This is a genomic window from Ensifer canadensis (assembly GCF_017488845.2).
In the GTDB taxonomy this organism is placed as follows: Bacteria; Pseudomonadota; Alphaproteobacteria; order Rhizobiales; family Rhizobiaceae; genus Ensifer; species Ensifer canadensis.
The window spans coordinates 473,757-490,032 of record NZ_CP083374.1; the positions used below are offsets into that span (position 1 = coordinate 473,757).

Consider the following 16,276-nt stretch of genomic DNA (forward strand, 5'->3'; position numbering starts at 1 on the left):
TGTACATTGCAATCCTGGAGGGCACCGGACATTTCCCTGATTACTCGGACGCCGTGCGTGATTTCGCGACATCTGCAACGACCGAAAGGGCAAGCGAATTCGCGTCCCTTGCCTTGTCGAAGATTCCGATTGGAGCCCTGATGCGGGCAAGGTCGGCCTCGCCGTAACCGCGCTGCCGTAGGACCGTACAGCGCTTGGCATGGGTGCGCCGGCTTCCGAGCGCTCCGATGTAGAAGACCGACGATGCCAAGGCACGCTCGAGCAATGCCAATTCCCGGTCGATATCGTGGAACAGGAGCGCGACGGCCGTATCCCCGTCCAATTGATCCTGCGGAAGCATCCGGCCCCACTCGGCGGCCATGATCTCGTAGCCGGACGCGGCTGCGACGCGTGCCACGGCGCCGGCTTCCATCGGCGTACCGGCGACGAGAAGCCTCTGCCGTGGGCGGTAGGCGCGCACGAAGCAATCCCCTTGCCAACCGGTCGCCCCCTCGCCCGGCTCGAAGACGAGCGTCCGTTCGCGGGGATGGTAGCGCAGGCGAACGGGCGTGCGCTTCTGTAAGGCCGCAAGTGTCCGGAGCAGAGCGGCTGCATCGCGGATGACGTGGATCGCGAGCGTGATGCCACCGCCGCAGGGCAGCACGATGTCGAGGAAGGGCGAACCTTCGCCGAACCGGAGATTTCGGTCCGTGCCATTTTGCAGGGCGATCACCGCCTCAGTCGCGACCGCCGCCTCGGTGCAGCCGCCGGAAACAAACCCGCAATAGAGGCCGTCTTGCCGCACCGCCATTTGCGCGCCGATGGCGCGGGCCGCTCCGCCATGGATTTGAACGAGCGTAACCAGGGCGGCAACGTAGCCGTCTTCAAGAGACTTTGCGGCAAAGCGCAGGATGTCGATCGCATCGTCCGACAGGAAGGCGGCGCGGGGGACGTGCGCGATCGGTTCCAGGTCGGGAGCAATGCGGGCGGTCATGCTATTCGGCCCCTGCCTGCGTTCCCTGCCAGCGCCGCACGATGCCAGGGTCGAGGTCGAAAAGGTCGAGCACGCGGCCAACCGTATGGTCGACCATCTCGTCGAGACTTTGGGGCTTGGCGTAGAAGGCCGGCACCGGCGGATAGATGATGCCGCCCATCTCCGTGACCTGCGCCATGTTACGGATGTGGCCGAGATGGAGCGGCGTCTCGCGCAGCATCAGCACGAGGCGGCGGCGCTCCTTCAGCACCACGTCGGCGGCGCGCGAGAGCAGGTTGTCGGTCGTGCCGGTCGCGATCTCTGCCAGCGTCTTTACCGAACAGGGCGCGACGATCATGCCGAGCGTCTTGTAGGAGCCGGAGGAACAGACGGCCCCGATATCCTTGTTGGAATGGGTGGTCGTGGCGAGCGCCTCGAGATCCTGCTTCGAAAAATCCGCCTCGGCCGCAAGCGTGATGCAGGCCGCGCGCGACATGATCAGGTGCGTTTCGATGTCGAGGTCGCGCAGCACTTCGAGGATGCGCTTGCCGTAGACCACGCCGGAAGCACCCGAAATACCGACGATCATGCGTCTGGGCCGCGTTGTCATCGCCTATCCCACACTTTCGAGGAGTGCCGCTGCGCGGGCGGATGCCTCGTCGCTGATGCGGGCGCGCACGCCGTGGAAATTCGGCCCGCGCGTGGCATCGAGGCCCATGCGCGAGGTCGTGCCAATGCCGCTTGCCGAGGGATCGAGCGCATTGCCCGGCAGGCCCTCGATGATGACGACGTCATTGTGGGGCTGGAAATGGGTGGCGAGCGCCCAGAGCACTTCGCTGTCGCGGGTGATGTCTACATCCGCATCCACGACGACGACAGTCTTCAGATACTGGTCCCAGCCGAGGAGACCGAGCATCACCTGTCGGGCCTCGCCCTCGCGCATCTGGTTCATCGCGATATAGGCATGGAAATGGGTACCCGAGGACGGGTAGTGCACTGCCGTGATCGAAGGGAAGCGAGCCCTCAGCTTTTCCACCACCTCCGCCTCACGCGGCACACGGCCGAGATTGAGGTGTTCGGCGGAATTGCCGCCCGCAACGCTGACGAGGATGGCATCACGCCGACGCATAATGGTTTCGACGGTGAAGAGATTGTTCGTCGAGCGGTCGGAGGAATAGCCGGTAAACTCGCCGAACGGCCCCTCCTCCACATGGGCTTCCGGATCCAGCACACCTTCCAGCACGATTTCGGCATGGGCGGGAACGCGGATTCCATATTTCGGCGTGCGGACCACCTGCAGGGGTTCGCCCATCAGGCCGCCCGCCACATCGCGCTCATCCTCGCCAAAGGCAAGACGGGCAGAGGCGGCGAGCATGAAGAGCGGATGGCCGCCGATCACCATGGCGACCGGCATGGGCTCGCCCCTCTCCTTCGCCATGTTCATCAACCGCCAGAGATGGCCACGTGAATGCAGCGAGGTCGCGAGCGAATTCTTCGAATGGATCATCGCGCGGTGGTAGCTGAGATTGCCGGCACCGGTCTTGGGATGCTCGCCGATGATGATACCGCTGGTGATGTATTTCGCGCGGTCCGTGTCGAAGTGCTTGAGCATGGGCAGCGCGTGGAGATCGACGGCATCACCGGAAATGATCTCGTCAGTGACCGGGCCACTTTCCAGAAGCTCAGGTGTGAACGGCCGGTTGGCGCGCGCCTGATAGGCTTCATGCAGGGTGTCGGCGGTCGAGCCCAGAAGACGGGCGATGCGGTCACGCGAGGCGAAGATGTTCGAGAGCACTTCAGCTCCGATGCCGCTGACATTCGTGAGGTGCAGCATCGGATGCTGGCCCTTGTTGGCAAGGGTCCAGATCAGCGCTGTCACGTCCTGATCGTCCGAGACGGGCCGGTCGATGGTGATGACGTCCTGGCCATGGTCTTCCCGGTAGTCGACCAGGAAACGGCGAACGTCTTGCTTGTGATACTTGGTCATGTCTCGGCCTCGATGCTGCGGATGGGTGGCGGCGCCCCAAAGGGCGCCGCTGTCGTCAAATCAGGCGAATTCCAGATGCCGGCCGGTGGCACGATCGACACCGGCATAACTATCCTTCAGGCGCGCCTGGGCGTCCCTCAGGTCGCGTGGCGGCGGCGATGGGTCGATGCCGACGAGCTTTGCAATATTGTTGCCGAGATAACCTTCCAGATCGTCCTCGGAGAGGTTGATGCCGTGCGGCGGGTCCTTGCAAAGCACCTCGAGTTCGCGCAGCCACATGCCCGGATCGTTCGGTGGGCTGTCCGTGCCGAAGACAATCTTGTTCTTCGGCAGTTGCTGGGCAAACTCGACGATGCGCGACTGGAAGCACCAGCCGGATTCGCAATAAACATTGGGCGTGTCCATGGCCATCCAGAACGACTCGAACGAATAGTTGCCGCCCGTCTGAATTCCGAAATGGCCGATGATGAAGTTGACCATCGGGAATTCGCGGATGATCGGGTAGAACATCGTGGGGATCGTATAGGGCCCGTCGCCGGTGTGGATCAGCACGACCACGCCGAGTTCGGCGCACTTCTTCATTGCTGGACGCAGCCAATCGAGCGCGCGGTCGGGACGATAGCCGTGCATGTTGGCGTGCAGCTTCAGCATCTTGAAGCCGTATTCCTTGACATGGAATTCCAGCTCCGCCGCGCCGTTTTCAGGCCCCCAGCGCGGGTTGTAGTTGAAGTTGCCGATGAAACGGTCCGGGTATTTCTGGCAAAGCTCGGCGCAATAGGCCATGTAGTCGCGAATGCCGTCGCGGCCCTTGCGGTTGCCGTCGCGGTAGCCGGTATTACCCGGCGGCGGCTGGATGAAGCCCATGTCGATCCGGCGCGGCTTGCCGTTGATCATATAGGGGCCGTCCATCAGCTTGAGCATGCGCTCGCCAGTGAAGGGCTCGCCCGTGTGACGCCACGCCTCGTCGACGAGGTTGGTCGGGTGAAGATGGGTATCGATGATCATTGTTCACTCCGTTCAAATTTACGCGGCAAGTGCTACGCCGTGCTGGCGCAGATACGCCTCGGCTTCCTCGACGGTGGCCGGTGGTTTCGTCGCTTCCAGCCCGATCATCCGGGCGACGTTGTTGCCGAGATAATCTTCGAGCGTATCCTCATCGAGGTTGAGGCCCTGCGGCGGTTCGTGGCACAGCACTTCCAGAAGGTTGATCCACATGCCCGGCTCGTTCGGCGGTGTGTCGGAGCCGAAGAGGATCTTGTGCTTGGGCAGGACCTTGGCGAATTCGACGATACGCGACTGAAGGCACCAGCCGGATTCCACGTAGACGCTCGGCGTGTCGAGCGCCATCTGCATCGGCTCGAACACATAGACGCCGCCCGTCTGCACGCCAAAATGCGCCAGGATGAAGTTCACTTCCGGGAACTCACGGATGATCGGGTAGAACTCCGTGGGGATCGAATAGGGACCGTCGCCGGTGTGCACCTTCACCATCAGGCCGAGATCGGCGCATTTCTTCATGGCCGGCCGTAACCAGTCGAGCGCGCGGTCCGGGCGGTAGGCGTGCATGTTCGCCTGGAGCTGCACCATCTTGAAATCGAACTCCTTGGCGTAGCGTTCGATCTCTTCGGCACCATTTGCCGTGCCGTAGCGCGGGTTGTAGACGAAGCAGCCGAGGAAACGGTCGGGATGCTCCGTCACCATCTTTTCCGTATAGGCCATGTACTGGCGGATGGCGGCCTTGCCTTCCAGGTCCATGACCTCGTGGGTGTAAATGGTGTTGCCCTGCGGCGGTTGGATGAAGGCCTTGTCGATACGGCGCGGCTTGCCGTTGACGTAATAGGGGCCGTCCATCATCTGCAGCAGCCGCTCACCGGTGAACGGCGCCCCGTCGTGGCGCCAAGCCAGGTCCACCAGGTCGGTGGGGTAGCAGCTTAGGTCAATTATCATTGCGTTCTCCTGTCGTAGAGGGTCCGGTCGATGCGGGGCCGCGCAGTGAACCAGGCCGGCCGAAGCGGGCGTGGATCCGCGATCTCAGGAAATGCCGATGACGGGGAAGGAAAGCTGGTGCGGATGCCGCAGGGCGGCTGCAACCAACGGGTATTCCATTCTTCGTGAGCATCGACATCGCGGCCTCATCTTCCAACAGACGGTGAGCAATTGTCGGTGCTTCTACTCGCTGTCGAGGAAACCACGGGACGGGCTTTATGTCAATAAAAAAATTAATCTAACATATTGTTTTTAAATGATTTTTTCGACAACGGCAGCGACCGCCCGCGCGCTGGAGGGCGCGCGGGCGGTTCAGACAGAGGGACTTGCGCAAGCGGTGTTCGCGGCGGGAGAAGTGCCGCTAGATCGCCAGGCATGCACGCAAGTTTCTGTCTATGCCGTCACGGTCGAGATTGCGGCCGATGAAGACGAATTTCGACTTCCGCTTGTCCTCGCCCCATGCGTGGTCCGGGCGGAAATCGACCAGCTTGTGCACCGCCTGGAGGACGAAGAAGCGATCATCATCGGCGACCGAAACGATGCCCTTGGTGCGGAAGATGTCGTCGCCGTGCGCACCGAGATAGCCCTTCAGAAAGGTCGCAAGCTTTTCGCGGTCGAAGGGGTCCGGATAGACGAAGGAATGGGATTTCACCGTCGCGTCGTGCTGGTGCGGGCGGCGAACGGGCTCGTGCGCATGGCCATGATCATGGTGGTGGTGGTGGTGGTCATGGTCGGGGTGGTCGCAGGCTGGATCGTGGCAGTCCGCGTGGATGTGGTGATGCGCGTCGTGGTCTTCGTCCAGGTCGATGTCGAGGATTTCCGCACGCTCGCGCACATAGGACGGCCGGAAGCCGTTGATGCCGAGGATGTTGGAGAGTTCGACGACGCCGTAGCTCGACCGCAGGATCGGCGCCGTCTGGTTGAGCTTGCGCAGCGAGCCCTCCAGCGAACCAAGCGCCTCTTCGCCGGCAAGGTCGATCTTGTTGACGATGATCCGATCGGCCGCGACAATCTGGTTGACCGCCTGGTTGTCGCTGCCGTCCAGCACCGGATCGTAGAGGTGCTGGTCGATATGTTTGGCATCCACCAGCGTCACCACCGCATCCAGCTCCACCTCGTCGGCGACGGTGCGGTCAACGAAGAAGGCGGTGGCCACAGGCGTCGGATCGGCAAGTCCGGAGGTTTCGACGATGATGTGGTCGAACTTGTCCTTGTGGCTGAGGAGCTTCTTCATCACGTCGATCAGGTCGTTGCGCACGTCGACGAAGCAGCAGATGCAGCCGTTCTGCATCTGGAAAATTTCCTCGTCCGAGGCAAGCACCAGGTCACTGTCGACGTCCACCTCGCCGAATTCGTTCTCGATCACCGCGATGCGGTGGCCGTGCCGTTCGGTGAGGATGTAGTTGAGCAGCGTCGTCTTTCCCGATCCCAGGAACCCTGTCAGGATCGTGATCGGGAGCTTCTGCTGGTTCGCAGCTTCGATATGGATGTTCATGCGCCCTTCTCCCTCAAGGCTTTCAGGATGTCTTCCGGAGTGATCGGATAGTGGCGGAAGCGAACGCCGATGGCGTCATGGATGGCGTTGGCGATGGCCGGACCGATCGCGATGATCGGGTCCTCGCCGACGCCCTTTGCCCCCCACGGGCCGCCCGGATCAGGGGCCGCCTCGAGGATGATCGTCTCGATCTCCGGCATGTCCATCGACAGCGGCATCTTGTAGTCGACGAGGCCGGCGTTAAGGGACCGGCCGGTCGTCTTGTCGATCACGTAGTCCTCAGTGAGCGTATGGCCGATACCCTGCTGGATGCCGCCCTCGATCTGACCTTGCGCGGCGATGGGGTGGATGACGCGACCGACGTCATGCACCGGCACGACACGTTTGACCTCGACGATGCCAGTATCGGTATCCACGTCCACTTCGGTGAAATGCGCGGCGAAGGAGTAGGATTTGGTCGGCTCATAGGTACCGTTTGCAACGATATTGGCTGCAGGAATGCCGCGCGAGGGACCCATCGCCTCGGCCACTGTCATAACGCTGGTGGGATCCGTGATCGGGAAGACCTTACCTTCACTGAGATCGACGTCGGCGGGCAAAACCTGCAGCTTCATTGCCGCCCGCTCCAGAACAGCAGCGCGGACCTTGCTGGCGGCCATCTTCGCAGCTGTGCCGACGAGATAGGTCGTGTGACTGGCAAACGCGCCGATATCCCACGGCACCACGTCGGTATCGCCGTGGATGATGCCGACATCCTCGAAGCGCACGCCAAGTTCCTCCGCGACAATCTGTGCCAGCGCGGTATGGGCACCGGTGCCAAGGCCTGCAGCGCCGGTCAGGAGGGTCACGGTCCCGTCCTCGTTGACCTTCACGGTGGCATTGCCCTGTTCCTTGATGCCCGGGTATGCAGACGACCCGTGCATCTCGCAACCGATGCCCCAGCCCTTGCGGATGTGCGGGCGCTTCGGGTCCGGCGTGCGGTCGCGATTGCGCAATGCTTTCCAGTCGACCACGTCGACGCCGTGCTTGATGCACATTTCCAGCCCGTGGCCGATGATCGGGTGGCCGGAGGGCGCAATGTCGCCCGCACGCACCGCGTTTTTCAGCTTCAGCTCGGCCGGGTCCAGGCCCAGACGCTCGGCCGCCTCGTCCATCTGGATGTCGAGCGCATAATAGCTCTGCACAACGCCATAGCCGCGAAAGGCGCCGTTGATCGGCGTGTTGGTGTAGACGCAACGTCCCTCCAGCCGCACATTCTCGCAGCGATAGAGCGAGGTGGCAGCAGTGGTGCCGACGATTGTCACTCCCGGCCCGTGCGAGCCGTAGGCGCCGGAGTCGTAGACGAGCTTCATGTCGCGCGCAACGATGGTGCCGTCGTTACGGAAACCCTGTTTCAGCCAGATCTTGCAGGGATGGCGGGCGCGGCCGGCAACGAAGGTCTCGTGCCGGGTAAATTCCATCTTCACCGGCCTGCGCGTTTCCTTGGCGAGCAGCGCGCAGAGGAATTCGTGCTGGAAGAGGTCCTGCTTGGCGCCGAAGCCGCCGCCCATATGGTCGACGATGACGCGCACCTTGGTGAGCGGCAGGCCGAGGACTTCGGCAAGAATGCCGCGCACCATGAACGAGGTCTGCGTCGAGGTCCAGAAGGTGAGCTTGTTCGAACCGTCCCAGTCGGCAATGCAGACATTGGGCTCCATGTAGGCCGGATGTGGTCGCCCGCCGGAAAAGACGCCTTCGAGCACGAAATCCGCCTCGGCAAAACCGGCTTCCACATCGCCGCGGCTGACGCGCACCGGATCGAGCACCAGGTTACCGCCAGGCCCGACCTCGTGGATCAGTGGCGCGCCAGGCTGTGCGGCCTCCTCTGGCTCGAACACCGCCGGCAACGGCTCGTATTCGACTTCGATCAGGTCCAGCGCCTCGTCAGCGATCTCCTCGCTGATCGCGGCGACGGCGGCGACGCCCTCGCCCCAGAACCGCACACGGTCGTCGAGGATATACTGGTCCTTGGTGCAGGAGGCCGAACGCGGGTGTGGCGAGCCGTAATGCAGAACGCGCGGCACGGTCTCATGCGTCAACACCGCCTTGACACCGGGATAGGCGAGCGCCTTGCTGATATCGATGCTCTTGATGCGAGCATGGGCGATTGCCGCACGCTTGATCTTGCCGTGCAGCATGCCGGGCAGTTTGACGTCGCCGGTATACTGCGCCTCGCCCGTCACTTTTTCGAGCACGTCGTCGCGGCGAACACTCTTGCCGACGATCTTGAAGTCGCGCTTTTCGATTGGGGTCGTCATGTTCATGATCTTGCTGCCTCCATCTCGCGCGCGGCGGATTTGATCGCGTCGAAAATCTTGGTGTAGCCGGTGCAGCGGCAGATATTGCCGCTGAGCCCGAAGCGTATGTCTTCGTCGGTGGGCCGCGGATTGTCGTCGAGCAGCTTCTTGGCCATCATCAGGATGCCCGGTGTGCAGAAGCCGCATTGCGAGGCTCCGTGCCGCATGAAGGCATCCTGCAGGGGATGCAGCGTATCGACGCCCGGCTGAAGCCCCTCGACCGTCTCGATCGCGCGGCCCTCCGCTTCGACGGCAAGCATCAAGCAGGCGTTGACCGGCTCGCCGTCTACGAGCACGGTGCAGGCGCCACAGTCGCCGACGTCGCAGCCCTTCTTGGTGCCGGTGAGACCGACGTCGTCGCGAAGCGCGTCCAGGAGCGAGCGGCAGGGATCAACCGCCATGTCGCGCGGCTCGCCGTTGATGGTGAGTTCGACGATCCGTTTCATGCGAAAGCCTCCAATGCCTGTTTGATGGCGCGGCCGGTCAGCACGCCGACCATGTCGCGGCGGTAATCGGCGCTGGCGCGCACATTGCTGATCGGCGTGCACTCCTCCATCGCCTTCGCGGCGGCACTCTTGACTGTTGCAGCGTCGAGCGCCGTGCCGCGCAGCACGCTTTCGGCCTGTCGCGCACGCAGTACCGTTGCACCCACGGCACCAAGCGCGATGCGGATGTCGTTGCACACGCCATCCTCCATGGTCAGGCTGACGGCGACGCCGACCGTGGAGAGCTCCATCGCTTTTCGGCGGCCGTGTTTCAGATAGGCCTTGCCGCTGTTTTCGAGCGCCGGCGGCACGGTAATGCCGGTGACGATCTCGCCCTTGGCGAGCACGCTCTTGCCAGGGCCTGTAAAAAATTCCGAAAGCGGGATCACACGCATGTTCGTGCGGCTGTAGATGTGCACGAAGGCCCCGTCGGCGATTAGCGGCGGAATCGTATCTGCCGAGGGTGAGGCGCGACAGATATTGCCGACAACAGTGGCGCGGTTGCGCACCTGGATGGAGCCCAGCGAAGCGAACGCGGCCCTAAGGTTCGGATAGCGCGCGCCCACCAACGGCAGACGCTCGAGGCGACCGACCGTCACCAGCGCGCCGAAGGTCAGGCCCCGCGTTTCGTCATAGGTGATTTCGGAAAGGCCGGGGATATGCTTGATATCGACGACATTGCGCACGCGCCGCAGCCTCTCCCTGATCTCAACCAGAAGGTCCGTACCGCCGGCGAACAAAAAGCTGTCGTCGCCGAGCTCGGCGAGTAGACGAGCGGCATGCTCCAGCGTTTCCGCCCGATGGTATTCAAAGCGTCTCATGGGATTTCCCTTCGTTCGGGGTTCCGGCGGGGTTCCGGCGACGCGATGCCGCCGGACATGTGTCGGGTGCTCTTCAAATCGCGTCGGGCGCGGGCGCAGCGTTCTTAAGTTCAGGCTCCTCCGGCTCCTTGGCGGGAATGCCGTTGAAGAGGATGTTGAGAAGTGCCGCGGCAAAGGTGCCGACGAGAACACCGCTATGCAGGAACTTTTCGAGCGCCTGCGGCAGCTGGTCGAAGATCTTGTCGGCGACCACGGGCACCATGGCGAGACCGACGCTGACCGCCACGATATAGAGATTGCGCCGGTTGTTGGTGAAATCCACCTTGCTCAGGATCTTGACGCCGGTGGCCGAAACCATGCCGAACATCACGATAGCCGCACCGCCCACCACATAACTCGGGATGGATGCGCTGATGAAGGCGACCTTGGGCAGCGAGCCGAGCAGGATCAGGATGACGCCGCCCGTCGCCACCACCCAGCGGCTCATGACGCCGGTGATCTGCAACAAGCCGACATTCTGCGCGTAGGTCGTATAGGTGAAGGTGTTGAGGATGCCGCCGATGATGTTGCCGACACCATCTGTCCTCAGGCCGCGCGCCAGATCCGCCTGGGAAATCTTGCGGCCCGTCATGTCGCCGACCGCAAGGATCTGCCCGGTCGATTCGACCATCATCACCGTCATGACCGCACAGAGCGAGAAGATCGACCAGAACTCGAATATTGGCCAGCCGAATGCGAGCGGATGAATGATCCGGACCCAATCGGCATCCCCCACACCGCTGAAGCTGACCTTGCCGGCGGCAATCGCGATGGCGAAACCGACGCCGATGCCGAGCAGCACGGCGAGATTGGACAGGAAGCCCTTGAGATACCGCGTCATGAGCAGGATCGCGACGAGCACGATCGTTGCGACGGCTAGCGCGAAAGGCGCACCGTAGGCCGGGTTGGGGATCATTCCGTCCGGCCCCTTGATCATCGGCTGCCCGCCGGCCGCCCAGTTCACGCCGACGCGCATCAGCGACAGCCCGATGATCAGCATGACCGTTCCGGTGACGATCGGCGGGAAGAACCGCACCCATCGACCGAAATAGGGTGCTGCCAGAAGCGTGAAGACGCCGGATCCAATCACGGCGCCGATGACGCCGGGCATTCCGAGCTCCGGGTTGGTACCCGTCGCGATGATCGAGGGAACCGCGGTAAAAGCGATGCCCATCATGATCGGCAGGCGAATGCCGACATTGCCGATGCCGACAGCCTGGATGATGGTTACCAGACCGCAACAGAACAGGTCTGCGCTGACCAGCATGGCGATCTGTTCCTTCGGCAGATGCAAGGCGCTGCCGATGATGAGCGGCACGGCAACTGCGCCGGCATACATGACGAGAACGTGTTGCAGGCCCAGAGCAAAAAGGCTCGGGATCGGATACATCTTTTCGACGGGATCCGTCGTTGCAGGATTGGACATTCGCTTTCCTCCCAGCGAATAGCTTCCGGCGCGGTGGGGCTTCGTGGCCTCGTGGTTATGTCACCGCACGCCGTACGAGGAGGATCATGCGGCTGGCCAAATCAGCAAACAATCGGCATAATTATATTTATTCATCTAGTAACTGAATGAATGAGGCGGCATGGACATTACGCTGAAGCAGCTTCGGGCTTTCGTCACGGTGGCCAATCTCGGGCAGTTCACGCTGGCCGCCGACAAGCTTGGCTCATCACAGTCGGCCGTCAGCACGTTGGTGCGGCAACTGGAAACCAATCTCAATCTCCGCCTCTTCGACCGACATACCCGTCTCCTGCGCCTCACCCAGGCCGGCATCGACATCCTGCCGGTCGCGTCGCGCGCCGTGGCGGACATCGAGGGCATGGTGGAAAGCTCGCGGGAGCTGAACGCGCTTCGACGGGGCAAGGTCTCGATTGCGGCGGGTACCGTGCAGGCCGCGCTGCTGCTGCCCCCGCTGATCAATGCCTTCAGCAAGCTCTACCCCGAAATCACCGTCGCCCTGCATGACGTTGCCGAAAAGGCGGTACTGGACTATGTCGCCAACGGAACTGCCGACCTCGGCGTCGGCACGGTGCCGGAGGAAGACACCGACCTGGTCGGCACCCGGCTGACGACTGACGAATTCCTGGTGGTACTGCATTGCGACGATGCGCTGGTGAAACTCCCGGAGCTTCGCTGGACCGACCTTGCCGAGCGCAAGCTGATCGGCCCGCAACGCGGCAACCCCATTCGCGACCGTCTGGAAAGCGAGTTGGCGCGTAACGGCATCGTGCTGCCGCTCGACAAGACGATGCAGGAGGTGGCGCTGCCGTTGACCATTATCGGCATGGTCGAAGCCGGCCTCGGCGTCGCGATCATGACCTCGGCGGTCGTGCGGCTGGCGACATCGATGGGGCTGATCGTGCGCACGCCAACCGAACCACTCATCCGGCGCGAAGTCAGCCTCATCCAGAAACAGGCCCGCTCGCTCTCGCCTGCCGCCCGACGCTTCCGCGACTTCCTTCTGAAGGCCGTGCACTAAAGCGCGTCGCGATCTTTCAGATTCGCTTTCTGCGCTTTAGGCTCTTGTTTTTGCGCATGTCGTTATCGCAAAACCGCTGCACACTTTTGCGCGACATGCTTGAAGCAAATCCATTGGAGTAAGCAGCAATTCATCATCTGGCGCGGCGCAAGTACCGTGGTTGACCGGACAAAATATTCAGCGCTATCTGGTATCGCTGCTGGACTGCGTATTGCGCGGGCAGGCAGGGCGCAGAGGGCCTTGTGGTCTTTTTCTGCGCGCGGTGTCCGGCGCACCATCGTGCCCCGGCCAGCCGCCGCTCCCAGCCACACCAGATCAGGAGCACCCATGGCCCACTCCCTGAAAGACCGTGCCGACCATTCTGAGGCCTCCGGCCGACCGAACCGCCCCGACCTTTCCACAGACACCATCCGAACCGCCAGGGAAGAGCTCGCCGCCTGTTTCCGCATGGCGGCGCGCAATGGGTTTGAGGAAGGCATCTGCAACCACTTTTCTGCAGTTGTCCCGGGGCACGACGATCTCTTCATCGTCAACCCCTATGGCTACGCCTTCCGCGAGCTGACCGCCTCGAAACTCTTGATCTGCGATCTAAATGGCACCGTCGTCGAGGGTGAAGGCGAGCCGGAGGCTACGGCCTTCTACATCCACGCCGAGATCCACCGGCGCCTGCCGCGCGCCAAGGTCGTCTTCCACACGCACATGCCCTATGCGACGGCTCTGTCGATGACGGACGGTCCGCCGCTGATCTGGGCGGGGCAGACGGCATTGAAGTTTTATGGCCGCACCGCCGTCGACGAAAATTACAACGGCCTTGCGCTCGATCACCGCGAAGGCGCTCGCATTGCCGGAACATTGGGCGATGCGGACATCCTGTTCATGAAACATCACGGCGTGCTGGTGCTCGCACCGACCATCGCCGAGGCCTGGGATGACCTTTACTACCTCGAACGGGCGGCGCAAGCGCAGGTCCTTGCGATGTCCACGGGCCGCACGGTCTGCCCCGTCGATCCGGCAATCGCTGAAGCCGCTTATCGGCAGATACGGGAGGGAGATGCCGCCTCCGCGCGTGCGCATCTCGCCGCCATCCGTCGACAGCTCAACGCGGAAGAACCGCAATATCGACATTGAACATCGGACGTCGCACGTCTTGGCCTGGATAGATGGGCGTGCGACCCCGACCGCGAAGCGAACGGGCAAGGCGCCCCCGATTGTTACGAATTATTCATTAAAACATTGAAATAATGAATTTGTTTAAATTAACGGTGCGTGTTTAGTTTCGCCTCACAACAAAAAGGTGGGGACGAATGGCACGGGACAATTCAATTGCGTCGCTCGCAAACCTGGCCGCCGGTCAGTCCTTTGCGCTCACTGGCGGCACCATCATCCATGACGATGGCACGCAATCGATCAGCGACATCATCGTGGGCGCCGACGGGCGGTTCGTTGTCGTCGAACCCTTTCTCAACACGATCTCTTGCAGCGCCTGCGTCGACATCAGCGGTATGCTGGTTTCGCCGGGCTTCGTCGATGCGCACCAGCATCTCGACAAGACCGGCGTGCTGCGGTTCACGCCCAATCCATCAGGAACGCTCCAGGGCGCCCGCGAGGCTTTTGCCAAGTATGCCCGCACCGCCGGTCCCGACGACATTTACAAGCGGGCAACGCGCACGGTTGAGCGATGCCTGTCCCGCGGCACGACGGCCATTCGCAGCCATATCAACGTCGACAAGGATGCCGGTTTCGACGGCATCGAGACGCTGGCGGGCATCCGCGATGGCGCGAAAGACCGCATCACCCTCCAGCTCGTTGCGTTCATGACGCCGCACCCGGGCCAGGACTTCGACTGGCTGGGCCAAAACATCGACGGCGCGGTGGCGCTCGCCGATGCCGTCGGCGGAACGCCGGCCGTTTCCGAGGACCCGCCACGTTATCTCGACATCCTGTTTTCGGCCGCCGTCAAGGCGGGCAAGCCGGTTGATCTGCATCTCGACGAGCACCTCAACGCCAGTGTCCACCTCATTGATGCCGCCCTCGACCGGGTGGAGCGCTTCGGCATGCAAGGACGCACCGTGTTCAGCCATGTCTCGGTCTTGAGCGCCCTGCCTCGCCGGAAATTCGAAAGCATCGTCGAGCGCATCCTTGCCCTCGACGTCGGTGTCGTTACCCTTCCGGCCGCAAACCTCTACCTGCAGGGGCGTGATTACGAGATGCTGCCGCCGCGCGGGCTGACCCGGGTCGCCGAACTGCATCGCGCCGGTATCACAATCGCCACGGCCTCGGACAATATCCAGGATCCGTTCGTGCCGACCGGCTCGGGCGACATGCTCGAAATCGCCCGCTGGACGCTGCTTGCGGGGCACCTGCGCGGCGACGAGCTTGCCGCGGCCCACCGCATGATCACCACGGCGCCAGCCCGTTTGATGGGGCTAGGCAAGGACTATGGGCTGCGCGCAGGCGCCCGGGCCGACTTCGTGGTCACAGATTGCCTCGACACCGACACGCTGATTGCCGGCGGGCCGGATCAGGCCTTTGTCTTCTCAAGGGGACGCCTTGTCTCAGAAACGACGACCGCGCTCATGCGCGTCGAAAACAGCCGATTGAAGGAGGACGCATAACCGATCGGCGACTCCGGGGGGATTGAAACGACAATCTAATGGGAGGAATGAAATGAAGAAAACTGCATTTTCACGTCGCTCGCTGCTTGCGTCCATTTTCGGATTGGCCCTCGCCGGAATGATCCGGCCGGACATTGCGCATGCCGAAGACTTCAAGATGGGCCTTCTCGTGCCCGGTAGCGTTTCGGAAGAGGGATGGAACCGGATCGGCTACAATGCGCTGAAGGGCGTTGAAGACCAGCTCGGCGCCAAGATCAGCTATGTCGAGTTGCAACAGAATCCGGCATCCTTCGAAAAGGCCTTTCGCGACTACGCGAGCCAGGGCTACAAGGTAATCCTGGGCCACGGATTTGAATTCCAGGACGCAGCACTCGAAGTCGCACTCGATTATCCGGACACCTATTTCCTGATCTCGTCGAGCAGTATCCATGAAGGCAATGTCATCGGCCTCAACACCGATACGAGCCAGCCCTTCTACCTTATGGGCGTCATCGCCGCGAAGATGGGCCAAAAAGCGGGCCTCGTCGGCGGCATGGAGATCCCACCGATCCAGCAGGCCTTCGCCGGCTTTAAAAACGGCGCCAGGAGTGTGAACCCGGACTTCCCGATCAGCGAGGCCTATATCGGTAACTTCACCGATACGACGGCCGCCAAGGAGGCCGCGCTTAGCATGATCTCGCAGGGTGCCGATTTCGTCGTGCCGAACGCCTCGGGAGCCACCGTCGGCGGCTACCAGGCGATTTCGGAATCCGGGCCGGACGTGCGCTCTTTCTCGATCTTCAGCGACTTTACCGAAGTTGCGCCCAACAACATTCTCGGCCTCTACGTCGCCGATTATGCGCAGGGCGTGGTGGAAGTTGTGCGCTCTATTCACGACGGCAGCCCGCCCACGCAAAACGTCGTCTTCGGGCTGAAGGACCCGAAGGTCATCTCCTTCACCTTCCGCGATGACGGCCCAGTCTCGGTGCCGGAAGACATCCGCGCTGAAGTGAAAGCGATCAGCGCCAAGATCGCCGCCGGAGAGATCAAGACAGACACTCAGTGACGGGCCTTTCGCTGCGACCGGCCATGCCTGGT

General features: G+C 62.3%; 14 protein-coding genes. 4 read left to right on the forward strand and 10 right to left on the reverse strand.

What is annotated here, in order from left to right:
• Nucleotides 1–40 precede the first annotated feature (40 nt).
• The 10 genes from J3R84_RS35630 to J3R84_RS35675 form a co-directional block, all read right to left on the reverse strand.
• Entirely contained in the window at nt 41–973 is a 933-nt protein-coding gene (locus tag J3R84_RS35630; protein WP_203527494.1) for an XdhC family protein, read from the reverse strand.
• Nucleotide 974: 1 nt separating this feature from the next.
• Nucleotides 975–1,562 (reverse strand): UbiX family flavin prenyltransferase, encoded by a 588-nt coding sequence (locus J3R84_RS35635; protein WP_203527492.1) that lies wholly within the window; start codon nt 1,560–1,562, stop codon nt 975–977.
• Between the two features lie 3 nt (nt 1,563–1,565).
• Nucleotides 1,566–2,939 (reverse strand): UbiD family decarboxylase, encoded by a 1,374-nt coding sequence (locus J3R84_RS35640; RefSeq protein WP_203527490.1) that lies wholly within the window; start codon nt 2,937–2,939, stop codon nt 1,566–1,568.
• Nucleotides 2,940–2,999: 60 nt separating this feature from the next.
• Nucleotides 3,000–3,944: an amidohydrolase family protein gene (locus J3R84_RS35645; protein ID WP_025430361.1), complete on the reverse strand. Its 945-nt coding sequence runs from the start codon at nt 3,942–3,944 to the stop codon at nt 3,000–3,002.
• Between the two features lie 18 nt (nt 3,945–3,962).
• Nucleotides 3,963–4,886: an amidohydrolase family protein gene (locus tag J3R84_RS35650; protein WP_025430362.1), complete on the reverse strand. Its 924-nt coding sequence runs from the start codon at nt 4,884–4,886 to the stop codon at nt 3,963–3,965.
• 400 nt (nt 4,887–5,286) lie between these two features.
• Nucleotides 5,287–6,414 (reverse strand): CobW family GTP-binding protein, encoded by a 1,128-nt coding sequence (locus J3R84_RS35655; RefSeq protein ID WP_373688509.1) that lies wholly within the window; start codon nt 6,412–6,414, stop codon nt 5,287–5,289.
• A gap of 2 nt (nt 6,415–6,416) precedes the next feature.
• A complete protein-coding gene (locus tag J3R84_RS35660) occupies nt 6,417–8,723 on the reverse strand; it encodes a xanthine dehydrogenase family protein molybdopterin-binding subunit (RefSeq protein WP_203527486.1) in 2,307 nt (768 codons plus the stop codon).
• Nucleotides 8,720–9,202 carry a (2Fe-2S)-binding protein gene (locus J3R84_RS35665; RefSeq protein ID WP_025430365.1) on the reverse strand — a complete coding sequence of 161 codons (483 nt, stop codon included), beginning with the start codon at nt 9,200–9,202 and terminating at the stop codon, nt 8,720–8,722. Before J3R84_RS35665 ends, J3R84_RS35660 begins: the two co-directional genes overlap by 4 nt.
• Nucleotides 9,199–10,062, reverse strand: coding sequence for an FAD binding domain-containing protein (locus tag J3R84_RS35670; protein ID WP_203527484.1), 864 nt, complete (start codon nt 10,060–10,062; stop codon nt 9,199–9,201). Before J3R84_RS35670 ends, J3R84_RS35665 begins: the two co-directional genes overlap by 4 nt.
• Nucleotides 10,063–10,135: 73 nt before the next feature.
• Nucleotides 10,136–11,527 carry a nucleobase:cation symporter-2 family protein gene (locus J3R84_RS35675; protein ID WP_057207097.1) on the reverse strand — a complete coding sequence of 464 codons (1,392 nt, stop codon included), beginning with the start codon at nt 11,525–11,527 and terminating at the stop codon, nt 10,136–10,138.
• Between the two features lie 160 nt (nt 11,528–11,687).
• On the opposite strand from J3R84_RS35675, the gene J3R84_RS35680 reads away from it, so the two are divergent.
• The 4 genes from J3R84_RS35680 to J3R84_RS35695 all read left to right on the forward strand — a co-directional run bounded on the left by J3R84_RS35680 (nt 11,688) and on the right by J3R84_RS35695 (nt 16,244).
• Nucleotides 11,688–12,584 (forward strand): LysR substrate-binding domain-containing protein, encoded by an 897-nt coding sequence (locus J3R84_RS35680; RefSeq protein WP_057207095.1) that lies wholly within the window; start codon nt 11,688–11,690, stop codon nt 12,582–12,584.
• A 327-nt stretch (nt 12,585–12,911) separates the two neighbouring features.
• Nucleotides 12,912–13,712, forward strand: coding sequence for an aldolase (locus J3R84_RS35685; protein ID WP_203527482.1), 801 nt, complete (start codon nt 12,912–12,914; stop codon nt 13,710–13,712).
• Between the two features lie 176 nt (nt 13,713–13,888).
• Nucleotides 13,889–15,199, forward strand: a complete 1,311-nt coding sequence (locus tag J3R84_RS35690; protein WP_255569795.1) for an amidohydrolase family protein — start codon at nt 13,889–13,891, stop codon at nt 15,197–15,199.
• A gap of 52 nt (nt 15,200–15,251) precedes the next feature.
• The gene (locus J3R84_RS35695; protein ID WP_082523540.1) at nt 15,252–16,244 is read left to right on the forward strand and encodes a BMP family protein; all 993 of its coding nucleotides are present in this window, start codon (nt 15,252–15,254) and stop codon (nt 16,242–16,244) included.
• The last annotated feature ends 32 nt before the right edge of the window (nt 16,245–16,276 follow it).